We start from the raw sequence: 16,860 nt of genomic DNA on the forward strand, positions 1-16,860 counted from the left end.
GGCCGCATGCCGACTTGGCGTTCGTCGGCGCTCGCGTTACCGCGAACGGGGGACACGGGTGCGTGCCGCGGGGTCACAGTCCCGGGCAGCAGATCGTATGGGCCTACGGTGCTCACGAATCCCGCGTCACTCCCATGTCCGGCCGCACGGTCCACGCCGAGGGCCCCGTCCCCGCGGAGGTGTCCCCTTGCCCACGCCGCCCCGCTCGTCCCGGGTCCCGGCCTCGACCAACCGGGGCGGATCCCCGCCGCAGCGCGGCGGCCCCAGGCCGTCCGGTCGTCCGCCGAGGCCCCCCGTACGGCGGAAGAAGCCGCGCTGGGCCATGCGGGCGGTGACCGCGTTGTCGGTGGTGGTGCTCGCCTCCGCCGGGATCGGGCACGCGGTGCTCTCGAGTCTGGACTCGGACATCTCGCGGTTCGACGCGTTCAAGGACATGAAGAACCGGCCGCGGGCGGGCGACGGCATGAACGTCCTGATGGTCGGCACCGACGGCCGGGACGAGATCACCGAGGAGGAGCGGCGCAAGTACCGGCTGGGCGGGGCTCCCTGCCACTGCACCGACACGATCATGATCGTGCACATCTCGGAGGACCGGGAGCGCGCGAGCGTGGTCAGCCTGCCGCGCGACTCGTACGCCGAGACGCCCGGCCACACCGACCGCACCACCGGCGAGCACCACGAGGGGCACCCCCTCAAGCTGAACGCGGCCTATGCCGAGGGCGGCCCGCAGCTGACGATCCGCACCGTGGAGAACATGACCCGCGTGAAGATCGACCACTATCTGGAGGTCGACTTCACCAGCTTCATGAAGACCGTGGACGTCCTCGGCGGTGTGAAGATCTGCACGGTCCAGCCGCTCAAGGACAGCTACACGGGACTCGACCTGCCGGCCGGCTCGCACACCCTGATGGGCGGGCAGGCGCTGCAGTACGTGCGCGCCCGCCACCTCGACGGTGCCTCGGACCTGAGCCGGATGAAGCGCCAGCAGCGCTTCCTGGCCGCCCTGATCGACCGGGCGACCTCCTCGGGGATCCTGCTGAACCCGCTGAAGTTCCGCGACGTCACCCGGGCCGTGCTCGGTTCGGTCCGGGCCGACCAGGGCTTCGGCACCGACGAGCTGCTGACGCTCGGGCGGGCGATGCGGAACTTCTCGCCGTCGTCCTCCGAGTTCACCACCGTGCCGATCGGGCAGATGGGCTACGCCGTCAAGGGCGTCGGTTCGACCCTGAAGTGGGACCCGGCGAAGTCGGAACGGCTCTTCGACGCCCTGCGCGAGGACAAGCCGCTGGCCGCGCCGAAACCGAGGCCGAAGGGTCCGGCGCCGGTCCGGGTCCCGGTGGACCCCAAGCAGATCCGCGTCCAGGTGGAGAACGGCACCCGCACCTCAGGGCTCGGCAAGCGGGTGGACGACGCGCTGGCCGCGACCGGGTTCCGCACCACCAAGGCACCGCGGAACGCCAGGGACCGGGCGGTCGAACGGACCGTCGTCGCCTACGACCCCCGCTGGGACCGGTCGGCGAAGTCGCTGGCCGCGGCGCTGCCCGGCAGTGAGCTGAAGCCGGTCAAGGGGCTGGGCGCCACGCTGAAGGTGATCGCGGGCGTCGACTTCGAGAAGGTGGCGAAGGTGCGGCCGGCCGACCCGCCGCAGGAGTCGGGCACGGTGGTGCGGGGCGACGAGGTGGTCTGCGGCAAGGAGTGAGGCGCGCCGGGGCCCGGCCGGGGCTCACCGGCGCGCCCCGGCTCAGTTGCCGGAGACGGTGACCTTCTCGTCGTTCTTCAGCTCCTCGACGAGCTTCTTCACCTTCGCGTCGTCCCACTTGAGGTTGCCGCCGACGCTGCCCGAGATCGGCATGTTCATCGAGGTGCCCTCGCCGCCGCTGACGCTCTTCATCGCCCAGAACATGCTCGCCAGGTCGAACAGGCCCATGTCCTTGTCGACGATGAGGGAGTCCAGGCCGGCGCCCATGGTCGGGTAGAGCTTGAACGGGTTGAGGATGGTCGACGGGGTGGCCACCTGGCTCGCCAGCGCCGACAGGAACTTCTGCTGGTTCTTGGTGCGGTCCAGGTCGGAGCCGGCCAGCGCGTACCGGGTGCGGACGAAGGCGAGGGCCTCCTGGCCGTCCAGGGTCTGCTTGCCCTTCTTGAGGTCGGCGCCGGACTTCTTGTCCTTGATGTCCTGCGGGATGTCGATCTCGACGCCGCCGACCGCGTCCACGATGTTCGCGAAGCCGCCGAAGCCGATCTCCACATAGTGGTCCAGGCGCAGCCCGGTGTTGTGCTCGACGGTGCGCACCAGCAGCTCGGGGCCGTCCTCGGCGTAGGCGGCGTTCAGCTTGGTGTGCCGGCCCGTGCCCGGGTACTTCTTGCCGGACTCGGAGCCGACGAAGCTCGGGATCTCCACGTCCGAGTCGCGGGGCAGGGAGATCAGCGTCGACCCGTTGTCCCCGGTGTGCAGGATCATCATCGAGTCGGTGCGCTTGCCCTCGGCGTAGCCGGTGTGCAGGTCCTTCATCTCGTCCTTGGACATGCCCTCGCGGCTGTCGGACCCGACGATCAGGTAGTTCGTGCCCTCGCCCGCCTCGGGCCGCTCGATGACCTTGGACAGGTCGACGTCGCGGTTGAGCTTGGAGTCGGCCCAGAAGTAGGTGCCGACGGTGGTGACGACCAGCACGGTCACCACCGTGATCGCGGTCCACTTGATCCGGCGGCGCCAGTTCGGCGCGGGCCGGCCCGGTGCCTGGCGGCCGGATCCCTGGCCACCGCCGCCGCCGTAGACCTGACCGGTGTTGTAGCCGCTGTCGTACCCGTCGCCGCCGTGCCCCTGACCGTCGGTGTACGACGGCTGCTGGGGCACCCCGGCGCCGTATGGCGGGGCCGACGGGCCCGGGCCGGGCGGCGGCGTCGCGCCGCGGCGGACCTGACGCATCACACGTGCGCTCTCGGGCCGGGCGCTCGCGCTGCCACGCCCATAGCCGCTGCCGCGGTTGTCACCGGACCATCCCTCGGGCCAATCATTCATGCGCACCAGTGTGCAGGGCCGCCCGGTGGGCGTTACAAGGTATGTCGGAAAATCAGGGCAGTGCTGTTGCGAACCCGACACAAAATCACGCCGGTGTGGCCCCGGCATAAGGTGGAGGCCATGACAGACCAGGCAGAACAGGCCTCGGCCGCGCAGTCGACGGCCCCGGAGATCCCGGGCAAGCCGACCTCGGCGTCCCGCACCACCCTCAGTCACATCATGACGCACAGCGACACCAACCTTCTGGGCACGGTGCACGGCGGTGTGATCATGAAGCTCGTCGACGACGCGGCGGGCGCCGTGGCCGGACGGCACTCCGGCGGGCCCGCCGTCACCGCGTCCATGGACGAGATGGCGTTCCTCGAACCGGTCCGCGTCGGCGACCTCGTCCATGTGAAGGCCCAGGTCAACTGGACCGGCCGCAGTTCCATGGAGGTGGGCGTCCGGGTCCTGGCCGAGCGCTGGAACGAGTCGACCCCGGCCACCCAGGTCGGCTCGGCCTACCTGGTCTTCGCGGCCGTGGACGCCGACGGCAAGCCGCGCACGGTGCCGCCGGTGCTGCCCGAGACCGAGAAGGACAAGCGGCGCTACCAGGAGGCCCAGATCCGCCGCACCCACCGCCTGGCCCGCCGCCGGGCGATCATGGAACTGCGGGAGCGGCGGGTGGCGGAGGGGTACGAGGACTGACCCCCGTCCGGGGCGCCGCCCCGGGCGCCGGCGGCGTCAGAGCATGAGCAGGAGCCGTGTGTTCGCCACGAGCTTCCGGTTCACGCTCGTGCTCTGCACGAAGATCGTGAACTCGTCGTTGTGGTCGGGCTTGATGCGGACTTCCACGTCCGGCAGGCCGAGCAGGGCGCGGGCCTCGGGCCCGGTGTAGACCCGGTCCGTTTTCTTCTCCAGCACCGATATCTGCTTCTTCGGCTGGACCTTCTCCGACTTGCTCAGCTGGTAGAAGGCACCGCCGGTGCGGTAGGTGTGCCCGCGCTCGACGACCCAGTCCCGGATCGCCACGTCGCGGGTGACGTCGATCAGCTGGTACTTCGACGACTCCACCGGGGTCAGGCCGGCCGCCTTGATGGTGTCCTTGTTGACCGCGTCGCCGCCCGTGGAGAACACGGCCCGCGACCCCCGGATGCCCTTGGTGCGCCCCACCATGAACTTCTCGGTGGCCTCCTGGATGACCTGTCCGGCCTCCTCCAGGCCCTGGGTGCTCGTGGCGTCCCAGATGGCGATGTTGTCCTTCGGGAACCCGTACTGCATGGCCTCGCGCTTGCCCATCTGGTCCGGCACGAGGACGGCCAGCGTCCAGTTGTCCGCCTGGGTCTCGATCATCGTGGACACGGCCTCGACCAGGGCGCGCGGGTCCCGGGCGGGGGCGTCCGGGCAGCGGTGGCTGACGTTCTCCTGCCCGTCCGTGAGGACGAAGGTCAGGAAGCTGTGGTCGCCGTACAGCTGGGCCGTCTGCGCCAGCTCCCGCTGCGACTTGAGCGTGGCCGCCAGCAGCGCCGTCATGCCGCCGACCCGGTACATCTGCTTCAGCGACGGCATCCGCAGCACGTCCTTGTCGTAGATGACGCACTCCACCTGGTCGGCGAAGACGTACACCGTGACGCGGGTCTCCTGGTCCAGCTCCTGCGACCGGCGGGCCAGGTAGGCGATCTGCTGGTCGGCGACCTCGACCACCTTGTGGCTCAGGCGCCGCATGGACGAACTGGCGTCCAGCACGAGAGCGACGTGGTTGATGTAGTTCTGGCTCCTGGGCATGGCGGCTCCCCCTCTTACCGATTGCCGCTCGGCGGCTTCCCGACTCGATGGATCCACCGTCTCACCCACCACTGACAATCGGTCACGACGAGCGAGGGGCGCCCGGCCGGCGGACGCCCCTCGCTGACAAGACCCCGGCCGCTACGGCAGGTTGCGCGCCATGACGATGCGCTGGACCTGGTTGGTGCCCTCGTAGATCTGCGTGATCTTGGCGTCGCGCATCATGCGCTCCACCGGGTAGTCCCGGGTGTAGCCGTAGCCGCCGAGCAGCTGGACGGCGTCCGTGGTGACCTCCATGGCCACGTCGGAGGCGAAGCACTTGGCGGCGGCGCCCTGGAAGGTGAGGTCGCTGTCACCGCGCTGGGACTTGGCGGCGGCCGCGTAGGTGAGCTGGCGGGCGGCCTCGATCTTCATGGCCATGTCGGCCAGCATGAACTGGACGCCCTGGAAGTCGGCGATCGGCTTGCCGAACTGCTTGCGCTCCTTGACGTAGCCCTTGGCGTAGTCGAGGGCGCCCTGGGCGATGCCGAGGGCCTGGGCGGCGATGGTGATGCGGGTGTGGTCCAGCGTCTTCATCGCGGTGGCGAAGCCGGTGCCCTCCGCGCCGATCATGCGGTCGGCGGGGATGCGGACGTTGTCGAGGTAGACCTCGCGGGTCGGCGAGCCCTTGATGCCGAGCTTCTTCTCCGGGGCGCCGAAGGAGACGCCCTCGTCGGACTTCTCGACCACGAAGGCGGAGATGCCCTTGGAGCGCTTGCTCGGGTCGGTGACCGCCATGACGGTGTAGTACTCGCTGACGCCGGCGTTGGTGATCCAGCGCTTGACGCCGTTGAGCACCCAGAAGTCGCCGTCGCGGACGGCCTTGGTCTTCATGCCGGCCGCGTCCGAGCCCGCGTCGGGCTCGGAGAGGCAGTAGGAGAACATGCCGTCGCCCTTGGCGAGCGGGGTCATGTACTTCTTCTTCAGCTCCTCGGAGCCGGAGAGGATCACCGGGAGCGAGCCGAGCTTGTTCACGGCCGGGATGAGGGAGGAGGAGGCGCAGGCGCGGGCCACCTCCTCGATCACGATGACCGTGGCGAGCGCGTCGGCGCCCGCGCCGCCGTACTCCTCGGGGACGTGCACCGCGTGCAGGTCGTTCGCGGTGAGCGCGTCCAGCGCCTCCTGCGGGAAGCGCGCCTCCTCGTCCACCGCCGCGGCGTACGGCGCGATCTTCGCCTCGGCCAGCGAGCGGACGGCGTCCCGGAGCATGTCGTGCTCCTCGGACGGGCGGTACAGGTCGAAGTCAGCCGATCCGGCCAAGGTGTCTCACGCTCCAAAACGCTGTGATGCTGGGCACGCTAACTACCGTTAAGTAACCCAAATTTTAGAGCCCCTGCCGGTCCGTGGATAGGTGAGCTTGACGACAGCCGGCCCAAAGGCCTCGAAAGGCTTTTCCCGCGTCCCCGATATGCTCGGGCGCGCAACCGTGCCGTACACCTCTGGAGCGCATCCATGGCCCTGAAGATCACTGTGATCGGTACCGGCTATCTCGGCGCCACCCACGCGGCGGCCATGGCCGAGCTCGGTTTCGAGGTGCTGGGTCTCGACGTGGTGCCCGAGAAGATCGAGATGCTCCAGCGGGGCGAGGTCCCGATGTACGAGCCGGGTCTGCGGGAGCTGCTGGGCAAGCACGTCGCGGGGATCGAGGGCTCCAGCGGGCGGCTGCGCTTCACCACCGACTTCGCCGAGGTCGCGGCCTTCGGCGACGTGCACTTCCTGTGCGTGAACACCCCGCAGAAGCACGGCGAGTACGCCTGCGACATGTCGTACGTCGACTCGGCGCTGGCCTCGCTGGCGCCGCACCTGACCGGCCCCGCGCTGGTCGTCGGCAAGTCGACCGTGCCCGTGGGCTCCGCCGACCGGCTGGCCGCCTACCTGGCCGAGCACGCGCCGGCCGGCGACGGGGCCGAGCTGGCCTGGAACCCGGAGTTCCTGCGCGAGGGCTTCGCCGTCGAGGACACCCTGCACCCCGACCGGCTGGTGGTCGGCGTACGCAGCGAGCGGGCCGAGAAGCTGCTGCGCGAGGTGTACGCGACGCCGATCGCGGAGGGCTCGCCGTTCGTCGTCACGGACTTCCCCACGGCCGAGCTGGTGAAGACCGCCGCGAACTCCTTCCTCGCCACCAAGATCTCTTTCATCAACGCGATGGCGGAGGTCTGCGAGGCGGCCGGCGGCGACGTCGCCAAGCTGGCGGAGGCGATCGGGTACGACGACCGGATCGGCAAGAAGTTCCTGCGGGCCGGGATCGGCTTCGGCGGCGGCTGTCTGCCGAAGGACATCCGGGCGTTCATGGCGCGCGCCGGTGAGCTGGGCGCCGACCAGGCGCTGACCTTCCTGCGCGAGATCGACTCCATCAACATGCGCCAGCGCGGCCAGATGGTGGAGCTGACCCGGCAGGCGCTGGGCGGCGGCCCCTTCCTCGGCAAGCGCGTCGCGGTGCTCGGCGCCACCTTCAAGCCCGACTCGGACGACGTACGGGACTCCCCCGCGCTGAACGTCGCCGGGCAGGTGCACCTCCAGGGCGCCCAGGTGACGGTGTACGACCCCAAGGGCATGGAGAACGCCCGGCGGCTCTTCCCGACCCTCGGCTACGCCGACTCGGCGCTGGAGGCGGTGCGGGGCGCGGACGTGGTCCTGCACCTCACCGAGTGGCGGGAGTTCCGCGAGCTGGACCCCGAGGTGCTCGGCGAGGCGGCGGCGGCCCGGGTGATCCTGGACGGGCGCAACGCCCTGGACCCGGCGCTGTGGCGCAAGGCCGGCTGGAGGTACCGGGCGATGGGCCGCCCGACCGCCTGAGGGCTGCCTGAGGCCTGTCTGAGGGCGGCGGCGGAGGCGACGCCGGTTCGGCCGAGGCTCAGTCGGCCGAACCGGCGTCGATCGCATTGTGCCGCAGTGCGCGGCCGGCCGGCCGGTGAAGCGGGCGGTGTTTACGACTCCTTGGCCCGGTACCGGCGCATCTTGGCGCGGGCCCCGCACACCTGCATGGAGCACCAGCGGCCGCGTCCCGCCGGGCTGCGGTCGTAGTACGCCCAGTGGCAGTCGGCGGCCTCGCACGCCTTGAAGCGGCTCCAGGTGCCGGCCACCAGTGCCTCGGCGACGGCGGCGGCGACGCGGGCGGTCAGGGAACCCTCCCCGGCCGGGGCGAGGGCGGCGGAGCCGTCGGCCGGGTCGACGGCGACGACCAGCGGGGCGGCCGCGAGCAGCTCCCCCAACGGGGTCACCGCGCGGTGCGGCGGGTGGCCGGCGTGGGCGAGCAGGGTGGCGCGCAGTGACTCGCGCAGCTCACGGGCCGCGGGCAGGTCGTCCTGCGTCAGGCCGAACCGCTCCCGGACCTCCGGGGTGTCCAGCGAGTCGGCGCCCGTCTCGATGTCCAGCAGCGTGTTCACCAGGGCCTCGACCAGTTCCAGGCCGCCCGGTGCGGGCGATCTCTCACTCATGCTTGCGACGTTACCTCCAATAGGGCAGCATGCAGTAACCGTTACCGGTTACCCGCACTGTGCCGGTAACCGAAGAACCGAAGACCGCGTGCTTCAAGGAGGAAGTCATGGCTGTCGCCGAACTGGGCCCCGTCGTCCTGGACTGTCCCGAGCCCCGTGCACTGGCCCGCTTCTACGCCGGCGTGCTCGGCGGCACCGTCGAGGGCGAGGGCGACTGGGTCGACCTGAAGCTGCCGGACGGACGGGCGCTGGCCTTCCAGGCGGCCCCCGGGTTCGTGCCGCCGAAGTGGCCCGCTCCCGACGACTCGCAGCAGTTCCACCTCGACCTCACCGTCACGGACCTGGACACGGCCGAGAAGGCGGTACTGGAGCTGGGCGCGCGTCCGCTGGACGCGGAGGACCGCACCCGTACCTTCCGGGTTTACGCCGACCCGGCCGGGCACCCGTTCTGCCTCTGCGCCTGCTGAACGCCGACGATCCGCCGATCCCGGGAGGTACCCCGCATGGCACCCGCGGCACGTTTCCGTTCCGTCGTCGTCGACTGCCCCCAGCCCCGTGATCTCGCCCGCTTCTACGCGGCGGTCGGGGGCGGCACGCCCGACGAGGCGGACCCGGACTGGGTGGTCCTCCACCTGCCCGGCGGACCGCGCGTCTCCTTCCAGCGGGCGCCGGACCTCACCCCGCCCGAGTGGCCGCGCTCCGACCGCAACGCCCAGCAGTTCCACCTCGACTTCGACGGCGGGGCGACCTGGGCGGAGATGGACGCGGCGCACGAGCGGGTGCTCGCGCTGGGCGCCCGGCCGCTGGACCTGGAGGACCGGGAGCGGAAGGGCTTCATGGTGTACGCCGATCCGGCGGGGCATCCGTTCTGCCTCTGCCGGATCGAGCACACCTGACGCTCGCGCCGGCTATCCGTCCAGGTCGGCGATGGTCGCCGTGGACGGCTCGCGGCGCAGCTGGGCCGCCTTCGCGGTGAAGGCCGCGGCGCGCAGGACCCGCTGGACGTTGCCCCAGGTCAGCAGGGCCACGTCCGCCTCGTCCCAGCCGCGCCTGAGCAGTTCGGCGACGAGGCGGGGGTAGCAGGAGGGGTCGCCCAGCTCCAGCGGGTGCGCGGCGCCGCTGTCGTAGGTGCCGGACAGGCCGACGCTCTCCGGTCCGGCCACCGTGCGGACGTGGTCGAGGTGGTCGGCGACGTCCCGGACCGTCGGGCCGGTCTGCTCGGCGGTCAGCGGCACCATGCACAGGCCGCCGGCCGCGCCCAGCTCCACCAGCAGGTCGTCGGGGAGGTTCGCGGGGTGCGGGCGCAGGGCGCGGGCGGCGGAGCGGGTGCACAGCGCCGGGGCCTTGGACACCGCGAAGGTGCGGCGGATGGTCTCGGCACCGGCGCCGGAGAGGTCGGCGACGACACCGAGCCGGTTCATCTCCCGGACGACCTCCTCGCCGAACCGGGTCAGCCCCGCCTCGCTCGCCCAGCTCACCCCGGACAGCGTCAGGACGCGCAGGCCGAGCGCGTGCAGGGAGCGCAGGATGCCGAGGCGGTCGCCGAGGGCGGCGGCGCCCGCGGGACCGGGCAGCACGGCGACCCGGCCGCAGTTGCGGGCGTCGATGGCCTGCCCCGCGTCGTACGCCAGGCGCAGCCCCTCCGGGTGGGCCCGCACGACCGTCTTGACCAGGTCGAGCTGCTCCAGCGTGGCGCCGACCGCACGGTCCCCGTCGAGGGACTCGGGCAGGTGCAGCGACCACAGCAGCGCTCCCACGTGTCCCTCGCGCAGCCGCGGCACGTCGGTGTCGACGGCGCTCTCGCCCAGCTCCAGGTCGTACCAGGGCAGGTGCCTGAGCGCCCAGGGCAGGCCGTTGCAGCCGTCGGCGACGGGGTGGGCGGCCAGCACGGCGTGAGCCCGGGTCAGCGGTTCGTCGTCGGGGTCGGACACGGGAGCGTAGGGCTCCGGCGGAAAGGCCTCCGCGGCGAGCGGCACGGGCAGGTCGTCGAGCCCACCGGCCTCGGTACCGGTGTGCAGGTCGTCCTGGAGGTCTGCCATGACGGGCTCCGTACGGTCGTCGTGAGGTACGGCCACCGTCGCACGGAGCGGAAAGGGCTTCCTGGTGGGTGGGGCGTTCGGGGGTACGCGGCTCAGCCCCTGGCCGCCTCGATCACCTCGTCCAGGGTGTCCCGGGAGCGGAGCAGGTCGGCGATGGTCCGGTCGATGCGGGCGCGCTCGGCGGTGAGGTCGGCGACCAGCTTCGGCGTGGCCACGGCCGAGGGGCCGCCGTCGCCGTCGCGCATGCACGGCAGCAACTGCGCGATCTTGCTGCTGCACAGCCCGGCCGCGTACAGCTCCTGGATCCGGACGACCCGGTCGACGGCCGCCTGGGCGTACTCGCGGTGCCCGCCGGGCGTGCGCTCGGCAGCGAGCAGGCCCTGCGTCTCGTAGTAGCGCAGCGAGCGTTCGCTGACGCCCGTGCGCCGGGCCAGTTCACCGATCCGCATCCGCCCTGCCTCCCGGTCGCGCACTTGATTCTGACATCAGTGTCAAGTTCTAGCGTACGGGCATGACGCACACAACAGACCTCTTCGCACCCGCCCCGCTCGGCTCCCTCACGCTGCCCAACCGGCTCGTGATGGCCCCGCTGACGCGCAACCGCGCCGAGGCCGACGGCACCCCCACCCGGCTCATGGCCACGTACTACGCCCAACGCGCCTCCGCGGGGCTGATCATCGCCGAGGCGGCGACGCCGAACGCGGTCGGGCAGACGTACCCGAACATCACCGCCGTGCACAGCGCCCGGCACGTGGCGGGCTGGCGGCAGGTGACCGACGCCGTGCGGCACGGCGGCGGGCGGATGTTCCTCCAGCTCCAGCACGGCGGCCGGGTCGGGCATCCGGCGACCAGCGGGCTGACGCCCGTCGCGCCCTCGCCCGTGCCGCTGCCCGAGACGATCTTCACGCCGGACGGGCACCGGTCGGCCGTCGTCCCCAGGGAGATGACCACCGAGGACATCCGGACCACCGTCGCCGACTTCGCGCGGGCCGCCCGCAACGCGCTCGACGCCGGGTTCGAAGGAGTGGAGGTGCACTCCGCCAACGGCCACTTGCTGCACCAGTTCCTGGCCGCCAACACCAACCTGCGCACTGACCGCTACGGCGGCTCCGTCGCCGCGCGGATCCGGTTCACGGCCGAGGTGGTGGAGGCCGTGGCCACCGAGGTCGGTCCCGGGCGGGTCGGGCTGCGGATCTCCCCCGGCAGCACCGTCAACGGCATCGCGGAGGGCGAGACCGACGCGCTGTACCCGGCTCTCCTGGAGCGTCTCGGCGGGCTGGGGCTCGCCTACCTGCACCTCGTGCACGCCGACCCGGACGCCCCGCTGTTCGCCAGGCTCCGCGCCGGGTGGTCCGGCGTGCTGATCGCCAACCCGGTCCTCGTCGAGTCCCCCGCCACGGACGCCGTACGGCGTGCCTCCGCACGGCTGCTGGCCGCCGGAGCCGACCTGATCGCGCTCGGCCGGCCGTTCCTCGCCAACCCGGACCTGGTGGCGCGGCTGCGGCTCGGCGCGCCGCTGAACCCGGTGCGGGGCCGGTACCTGATGTACGTGGGCGGGGCGACCGGATACACCGACTACCCCGCCCTCCCAGAGGGGACGGCTCAGCCGTCGAGCTCCTCCAGCGACGCGTTGGACGGCTCCCGCGTGGCCTGAAGTCCCCGGGCCACGTCCTCGGCGGCGTCGAGTACGCGGACCGCGTTCTTCCAGGTCAGCTTGGCCAGGTCGGACTGGGACCAGCCGCGGTCGAGGAGCTCGGCGATCAGGTTCGGGTAGCCGGAGACGTCGCCGAGGCCGTCCGGGGTGAAGGGCGTGCCGTCGTAGTCGCCGCCGATGCCGAGGTGGTCGACGCCGGCGACCTCGCGCATGTGGTCGAGGTGGTCGGCGACCGTGGAGACGGTGGCGACGGGGCGCGGGACGCGCTCCTCGAAGGCCGCGTGGACCTTCATCGCCTCGGGGCTGGAGTCGAGGTGGTGGAAGCCGTGCGCGCGCATGTTCTCGTCGGCCTCGGCGGTCCAGTCGACCGCGGCCTGGAGCACGAACTTCGGCACGAACGTCACCATCGCCATGCCGCCGTTGGCGGGCAGCCGCTCCAGGACGTCGTCCGGGATGTTGCGCGGGTGGTCGCAGACGGCGCGGGAGGAGGAGTGCGAGAAGATCACCGGCGCGGTGGAGGTGTCCAGCGCGTCCCGCATCGTCGTCGCCGCGACGTGGGAGAGGTCGACCAGCATGCCCTCGCGGTTCATCTCCCGCACGACCTCGCGGCCGAAGGCCGACAGGCCGCCGGCGCGGGGCTCGTCGGTCGCCGAGTCCGCCCACGCGACGTTGTCGTTGTGGGTGAGCGTCATGTAGCGCACGCCGAGCGCGTACAGCCCGCGGAGGGTGGCCAGCGAGTTGTCGATGGAGTGGCCGCCCTCGGCACCCATGAGGGACGCGATCCGGCCCTCGGCGCGGGCGGCCTCCATGTCGGCGGCGGTCAGCGCGGCCCGCAGCTCGCCGGGGTGGCGGTCGATCAGCCGCCGTACGCAGTCGATCTGCTCCAGCGTCGCCGTCACCGCGCCGGGCAGGTCGGAGCGGACGTACACCGACCAGTACTGGGCGCCTACGCCTCCGGCCCGCAGCCGGGCCAGGTCGGTGTGCAGGTGGGCCGACTGGTCGGCGGCGATGTCGCGGGCGTCGAGGTCGTAGCGGACCTGTTCGCGCAGCGCCCAGGGCAGGTCGTTGTGCCCGTCGACGACGGGGAACTCGCGCAGCAGTTCCCGGGCCTTGTCCAGCGATGTCATCCGCGTCCCTTCCGTCACTTTCCGAAGCCGAAGCCGGCCGCGGAGCCCTCGACCTTGGTGCGCAGCCGCTTGCCCTTCTCGGTGGCCTGGTCGTTGAGGTCCTGCTGGAACTCGCGCATCCGGCCGAGCAGTTCCTCGTCGTGGGCGGCGAGGATGCGGGCGGCCAGCAGACCGGCGTTGCGGGCGCCGCCGACGGAGACCGTGGCGACGGGGACGCCGGCCGGCATCTGCACGATGGACAGCAGGCTGTCCATGCCGTCCAGGTACTTCAGCGGCACCGGGACGCCGATGACCGGCAGCGGGGTGACGGAGGCGAGCATGCCGGGCAGGTGGGCGGCGCCCCCGGCCCCGGCGATGATCGCCTTGAGGCCGCGTCCGGCGGCCTGCTCGCCGTACGCGATCATCTCGTGCGGCATACGGTGCGCGGAGACGACGTCGACCTCGTAGGGGACCTCGAACTCGTCGAGGGCCTTGGCGGCGGCCTCCATGACGGGCCAGTCGGAGTCCGACCCCATGACGATGCCTACGACCGGGCTCACCGGGCTGGCCTGGCTCATTCGGTGATCGTCCCTCTCAGGTAGCCGGCAGCGTGACTGGCGCGCTCCAGCACGTCGTCCAGGTCGTCGCCGTAGGTGTTGACGTGGCCGACCTTGCGGCCGGGCTTCACGTCCTTGCCGTACATGTGGATCTTCAGCTGCGGGTCGCGGGCCATGCAGTGCAGGTACGCGGAGTACATGTCCGGGTAGTCGCCGCCGAGGACGTTGACCATGACCGTCCACCTGGCGCGCGGGCGCGGGTCGCCGAGAGGGAGGTCGAGGACGGCGCGGACGTGGTTGGCGAACTGCGAGGTGATCGCGCCGTCCATCGTCCAGTGGCCGGAGTTGTGCGGGCGCATCGCCAGTTCGTTGACGAGGACGCGGCCGTCGCGGGTCTGGAACAGCTCGACGGCGAGGTGGCCGACGACGCCCAGCTCCTTGGCGATGCCGAGCGCCATCTCCTCGGCGCGCAGGGCAAGCGCCTCGTCGAGGCCGGGCGCCGGGGCGATCACCGTGTCGCAGACGCCGTTGACCTGCCGGGACTCGACGACGGGGTAGGCCACCGCCTGGCCGTGCGGGGAGCGGACCACGTTGGCGGCCAGCTCGCGGACGAAGTCGACCTTCTCCTCCGCCAGCACGGGCACACCCGCGCGGAAGGGCTCGGCCGCCTCCTCGACGGAGTTGACGACCCACACGCCCTTGCCGTCGTACCCGCCGCGGACCGTCTTGAGGACGACGGGGAAGCCGTCGCCCCCGGCGGCGCCTCCCGCGACGCCTTCCGCCGCGAAGGCGGCCACGTCGGCCGGATCGCGCACGATCCGGTGCCGCGGGCAGGGCACGCCGATCGCGTCGAGCTTCGCACGCATCACGCCCTTGTCCTGGGCGTGCACGAGCGCCTCGGGACCGGGTCGGACGGGGATGCCGTCCGCCTCCAGGGCCTTGAGGTGCTCGGTCGGCACGTGTTCGTGATCGAAGGTGATCACGTCACAGCCGCGCGCGAACTCGCGCAACGTGTCCAGATCGCGATAGTCGCCGACGACGACTTCGTTCACGACCTGCGCCGCAGAGTCCTGGGGAGTGTCACTGAGAAGCTTGAACCTGATGCCGAGCGGGATGCCCGCCTCGTGTGTCATACGAGCGAGCTGGCCACCGCCGACCATGCCGACTACGGGGAACGTCACACCCCTAGCGTATCGGCCGCGCGGAGCCCACCTGTTTACCGGCCGTTTCCCGCCGCTCCCGGCGCCCGTTCCGGCCCGCGTGGGTCCGTCCGCAGGAAGATCGCGCGTCCGGGTGGTTAGCATGAACGGATTGACGCCAACCCTGGACGGGGGCCTGCACGACCATGGGACATGGTTCCTCGGGTGCTCACCCGGCTCCCTCCGTGCCCGATGCGCCCCGCGCCGGGATGCGGGAGCGGATCGACCGGCTCGTGCGCGAGGTCGTGAAGTTCGGCGCCGTGGGCGGCGCGGGGGTGCTGGTCAACCTCCTCGTCTTCAACTTCGTACGGCACACGACCGACCTCCAGGTGGTGCGGGCCAGCATCATCGCCACGGTCGTCGCGATCGTCTTCAACTACGTGGGCTTCCGGTACTTCACCTACCGCGACCGCGACAAGAGCGGCCAGACCCGCGAGATGTCGCTGTTCCTGCTGTTCAGCGCGGTCGGCCTGATCATCGAGAACGGCGTGCTCTACACCGCGACGTACGGGTTCGGCTGGGACAGCCCGCTGCAGAGCAACATCTTCAAGTTCCTCGGCATCGGGATCGGCACGCTCTTCCGCTTCTGGTCGTACCGCAGCTGGGTCTTCCGCGCGCTGCCCGCCCGTGAGCCGGTGACGCGGGCAGAGACCTTCCTGGAGCACGAGCACCCGACCGCGCTCCCCCGCCCGGACGGCGCCCCCGCCGGCCACCGCTGATCCGCTTCCCCCTCCTCCGGCGCGCTCAGCGCACCGTCCGGTCGCCGTCCCCCGGGGCCTTCTTCGAGGGCGGCGTGCGGGACAGGAACAGCCCGAAGACCGGCGGACGCCCCTGGAGCAGTTCCAGGCGGCCGCCGTCCGCCTCCGCCAGGTCACGGGCGACGGCGAGGCCGATGCCGGTGGAGTTGCGCCCGCTGATCGCGCGCTCGAAGATCCGCGCCCCCAGGTCGGCCGGGACGCCGGGGCCCTCGTCGGTGACCTCGACCACGGCCTGGTTGCCGGTCACCCGGGTCCGCAGGGCCACCGTGCCGTCGCCGTGCATCAGGGAGTTCTCGATCAGCGCGGCCAGCACCTGCGCCACGGCGCCCGGGGTGCCCACGGCCGTCAGATGTCGCTTGCCGGAGCTGACGATGGCCCGTCCCTCGCTGCGGTAGGCGGGGCGCCACTCGGCGATCTGCTGCTGGATGACGTCGTCCAGCTCGAAGGTGACGGCCGAGCCGCTGCGCGGGTCGCGGGAGTTGGTGAGCAGCCGGTCCACGACGTCCGTCAGCCGCTCCACCTGCGACAACGCGATCGTCGCCTCTTCCTTCACCGTCTCCGGCTCGTCGGTCAGGGTGATCTCCTCCAACCGCATCGACAGCGCGGTCAGCGGCGTGCGCAGCTGGTGGGAGGCGTCGGCGGCCAGCCGGCGCTCGGCGGTGAGCATCCGGGCGATGCGCTCGGCGGAGGAGTCCAGGACGTCCGCGACCCGGTCCAGCTCGGGGACGCCGTACCGCTTGTGCCGCGGGCGCGGGTCGCCGGAGCCGAGGCGCTCGGCGGTCTCGGCGAGGTCGGTGAGCGGGGAGGAGAGGCGGTTGGCCTGCCGGATCGCCAGCAGTACGGCGGCGATCACCGCGAGCAGCGCCACCAGGCCGATGATCAGCAGGGTCCGCCCGACCTCCCGGGTCACCGAGGAGCGGGGCTCCTCGACGAGGACCGTCTCGCCCTCCTCGCCGGTGGCCCTGCCCTGGAGGACGTCGCCGGTCGGCTTGCTGCCGACCTCGACGACCGGCTCGCCGGGGATGCGGATCAGGGCGTACCGGGCGTCGCGGATCTGCTCCCGCAGGAAGTCCTCGTCGACGGAACCGGTGCCGATGAGCCGGCTGTCGACGATGCTGGCCAGCCGCACCGCTTCCAGGTCGACCCGTTCCTGGGCCGTGCTGCTGATGGTCCGGGTCTCGACGATGACGAGGGAGACGCCGAAGACGGCGATCACCACGAGCACCACGGCGAGCGTGGACTGGATCAGTCGGCGGCGCATGTCCTCTTACCCGGAAGGCCCTCTCGG

General features: G+C 71.6%; 17 protein-coding genes. 7 read left to right on the forward strand and 10 right to left on the reverse strand.

What is annotated here, in order from left to right; genetic code table 11:
* The first annotated feature begins 97 nt into the window (after window positions 1-97).
* The gene (locus ACFYZ3_RS27440; protein WP_388522881.1) at window positions 98-1,699 is read left to right on the forward strand and encodes an LCP family protein; all 1,602 of its coding nucleotides are present in this window, start codon (window positions 98-100) and stop codon (window positions 1,697-1,699) included.
* A gap of 42 nt (window positions 1,700-1,741) precedes the next feature.
* Here the strand turns inward: ACFYZ3_RS27440 and ACFYZ3_RS27445 are convergent, their stop codons facing one another.
* Complete coding sequence (locus tag ACFYZ3_RS27445; protein ID WP_388522883.1) at window positions 1,742-3,019, reverse strand: LCP family protein; 1,278 nt, start codon at window positions 3,017-3,019, stop codon at window positions 1,742-1,744.
* A 120-nt stretch (window positions 3,020-3,139) separates the two neighbouring features.
* On the opposite strand from ACFYZ3_RS27445, the gene ACFYZ3_RS27450 reads away from it, so the two are divergent.
* The gene (locus ACFYZ3_RS27450; RefSeq protein ID WP_030873063.1) at window positions 3,140-3,706 is read left to right on the forward strand and encodes an acyl-CoA thioesterase; all 567 of its coding nucleotides are present in this window, start codon (window positions 3,140-3,142) and stop codon (window positions 3,704-3,706) included.
* A gap of 36 nt (window positions 3,707-3,742) precedes the next feature.
* On the opposite strand, the gene ACFYZ3_RS27455 is transcribed toward ACFYZ3_RS27450, so the two are convergent.
* Both ACFYZ3_RS27455 and ACFYZ3_RS27460 read right to left on the reverse strand, forming a co-directional pair.
* A complete protein-coding gene (locus ACFYZ3_RS27455; protein ID WP_388522886.1) occupies window positions 3,743-4,783 on the reverse strand; it encodes a vWA domain-containing protein in 1,041 nt (346 codons plus the stop codon).
* Between the two features lie 141 nt (window positions 4,784-4,924).
* A complete protein-coding gene (locus ACFYZ3_RS27460; RefSeq protein ID WP_388522889.1) occupies window positions 4,925-6,082 on the reverse strand; it encodes an acyl-CoA dehydrogenase in 1,158 nt (385 codons plus the stop codon).
* 192 nt (window positions 6,083-6,274) lie between these two features.
* Here ACFYZ3_RS27460 and ACFYZ3_RS27465 point away from each other — a divergent pair, with 192 nt between their 5' ends.
* Window positions 6,275-7,618, forward strand: a complete 1,344-nt coding sequence (locus ACFYZ3_RS27465) for a UDP-glucose dehydrogenase family protein (protein WP_388522891.1) — start codon at window positions 6,275-6,277, stop codon at window positions 7,616-7,618.
* Between the two features lie 131 nt (window positions 7,619-7,749).
* Here the strand turns inward: ACFYZ3_RS27465 and ACFYZ3_RS27470 are convergent, their stop codons facing one another.
* Window positions 7,750-8,259, reverse strand: coding sequence for a CGNR zinc finger domain-containing protein (locus ACFYZ3_RS27470; RefSeq protein ID WP_388522894.1), 510 nt, complete (start codon window positions 8,257-8,259; stop codon window positions 7,750-7,752).
* A 107-nt stretch (window positions 8,260-8,366) separates the two neighbouring features.
* On the opposite strand from ACFYZ3_RS27470, the gene ACFYZ3_RS27475 reads away from it, so the two are divergent.
* Both ACFYZ3_RS27475 and ACFYZ3_RS27480 read left to right on the forward strand, forming a co-directional pair.
* The gene (locus ACFYZ3_RS27475) at window positions 8,367-8,726 is read left to right on the forward strand and encodes a VOC family protein (RefSeq protein ID WP_388522897.1); all 360 of its coding nucleotides are present in this window, start codon (window positions 8,367-8,369) and stop codon (window positions 8,724-8,726) included.
* A gap of 36 nt (window positions 8,727-8,762) precedes the next feature.
* Window positions 8,763-9,155 carry a VOC family protein gene (locus tag ACFYZ3_RS27480; RefSeq protein WP_388522900.1) on the forward strand — a complete coding sequence of 131 codons (393 nt, stop codon included), beginning with the start codon at window positions 8,763-8,765 and terminating at the stop codon, window positions 9,153-9,155.
* Between the two features lie 12 nt (window positions 9,156-9,167).
* On the opposite strand, the gene ACFYZ3_RS27485 is transcribed toward ACFYZ3_RS27480, so the two are convergent.
* Entirely contained in the window at window positions 9,168-10,298 is a 1,131-nt protein-coding gene (locus ACFYZ3_RS27485; RefSeq protein WP_388522903.1) for a dipeptidase, read from the reverse strand.
* 92 nt (window positions 10,299-10,390) lie between these two features.
* The gene (locus ACFYZ3_RS27490; RefSeq protein ID WP_388522905.1) at window positions 10,391-10,747 is read right to left on the reverse strand and encodes a MerR family transcriptional regulator; all 357 of its coding nucleotides are present in this window, start codon (window positions 10,745-10,747) and stop codon (window positions 10,391-10,393) included.
* 62 nt (window positions 10,748-10,809) lie between these two features.
* Between ACFYZ3_RS27490 and ACFYZ3_RS27495 the strand changes: the two genes are divergently transcribed.
* On the forward strand, window positions 10,810-11,952 hold the full coding sequence (locus tag ACFYZ3_RS27495; protein WP_388522908.1) for an alkene reductase: 1,143 nt from the start codon (window positions 10,810-10,812) through the stop codon (window positions 11,950-11,952).
* On the opposite strand, the gene ACFYZ3_RS27500 is transcribed toward ACFYZ3_RS27495, so the two are convergent.
* From ACFYZ3_RS27500 to ACFYZ3_RS27510, 3 genes are read right to left on the reverse strand one after another with little or no spacing between them, the layout of a single operon-like run.
* The gene (locus ACFYZ3_RS27500) at window positions 11,901-13,079 is read right to left on the reverse strand and encodes a dipeptidase (protein WP_388522911.1); all 1,179 of its coding nucleotides are present in this window, start codon (window positions 13,077-13,079) and stop codon (window positions 11,901-11,903) included. The genes ACFYZ3_RS27495 and ACFYZ3_RS27500 overlap by 52 nt on opposite strands.
* A 14-nt stretch (window positions 13,080-13,093) precedes the next feature.
* The gene (gene purE / locus ACFYZ3_RS27505; RefSeq protein WP_361008540.1) at window positions 13,094-13,636 is read right to left on the reverse strand and encodes a 5-(carboxyamino)imidazole ribonucleotide mutase; all 543 of its coding nucleotides are present in this window, start codon (window positions 13,634-13,636) and stop codon (window positions 13,094-13,096) included.
* Window positions 13,633-14,796: a 5-(carboxyamino)imidazole ribonucleotide synthase gene (locus ACFYZ3_RS27510; RefSeq protein ID WP_388522914.1), complete on the reverse strand. Its 1,164-nt coding sequence runs from the start codon at window positions 14,794-14,796 to the stop codon at window positions 13,633-13,635. Before ACFYZ3_RS27510 ends, purE begins: the two co-directional genes overlap by 4 nt.
* A gap of 164 nt (window positions 14,797-14,960) precedes the next feature.
* Here ACFYZ3_RS27510 and ACFYZ3_RS27515 point away from each other — a divergent pair, with 164 nt between their 5' ends.
* A complete protein-coding gene (locus tag ACFYZ3_RS27515) occupies window positions 14,961-15,533 on the forward strand; it encodes a GtrA family protein (protein WP_388522917.1) in 573 nt (190 codons plus the stop codon).
* Between the two features lie 25 nt (window positions 15,534-15,558).
* On the opposite strand, the gene draK is transcribed toward ACFYZ3_RS27515, so the two are convergent.
* On the reverse strand, window positions 15,559-16,833 hold the full coding sequence (draK, locus tag ACFYZ3_RS27520) for a two-component system sensor histidine kinase DraK (RefSeq protein ID WP_388522920.1): 1,275 nt from the start codon (window positions 16,831-16,833) through the stop codon (window positions 15,559-15,561).
* Window positions 16,834-16,860: the final 27 nt, after the last annotated feature.

Origin of the sequence: Streptomyces sp. NPDC001599, from assembly GCF_042893535.1 — a bacterium.
In the GTDB taxonomy this organism is placed as follows: Bacteria; Actinomycetota; Actinomycetes; order Streptomycetales; family Streptomycetaceae; genus Streptomyces.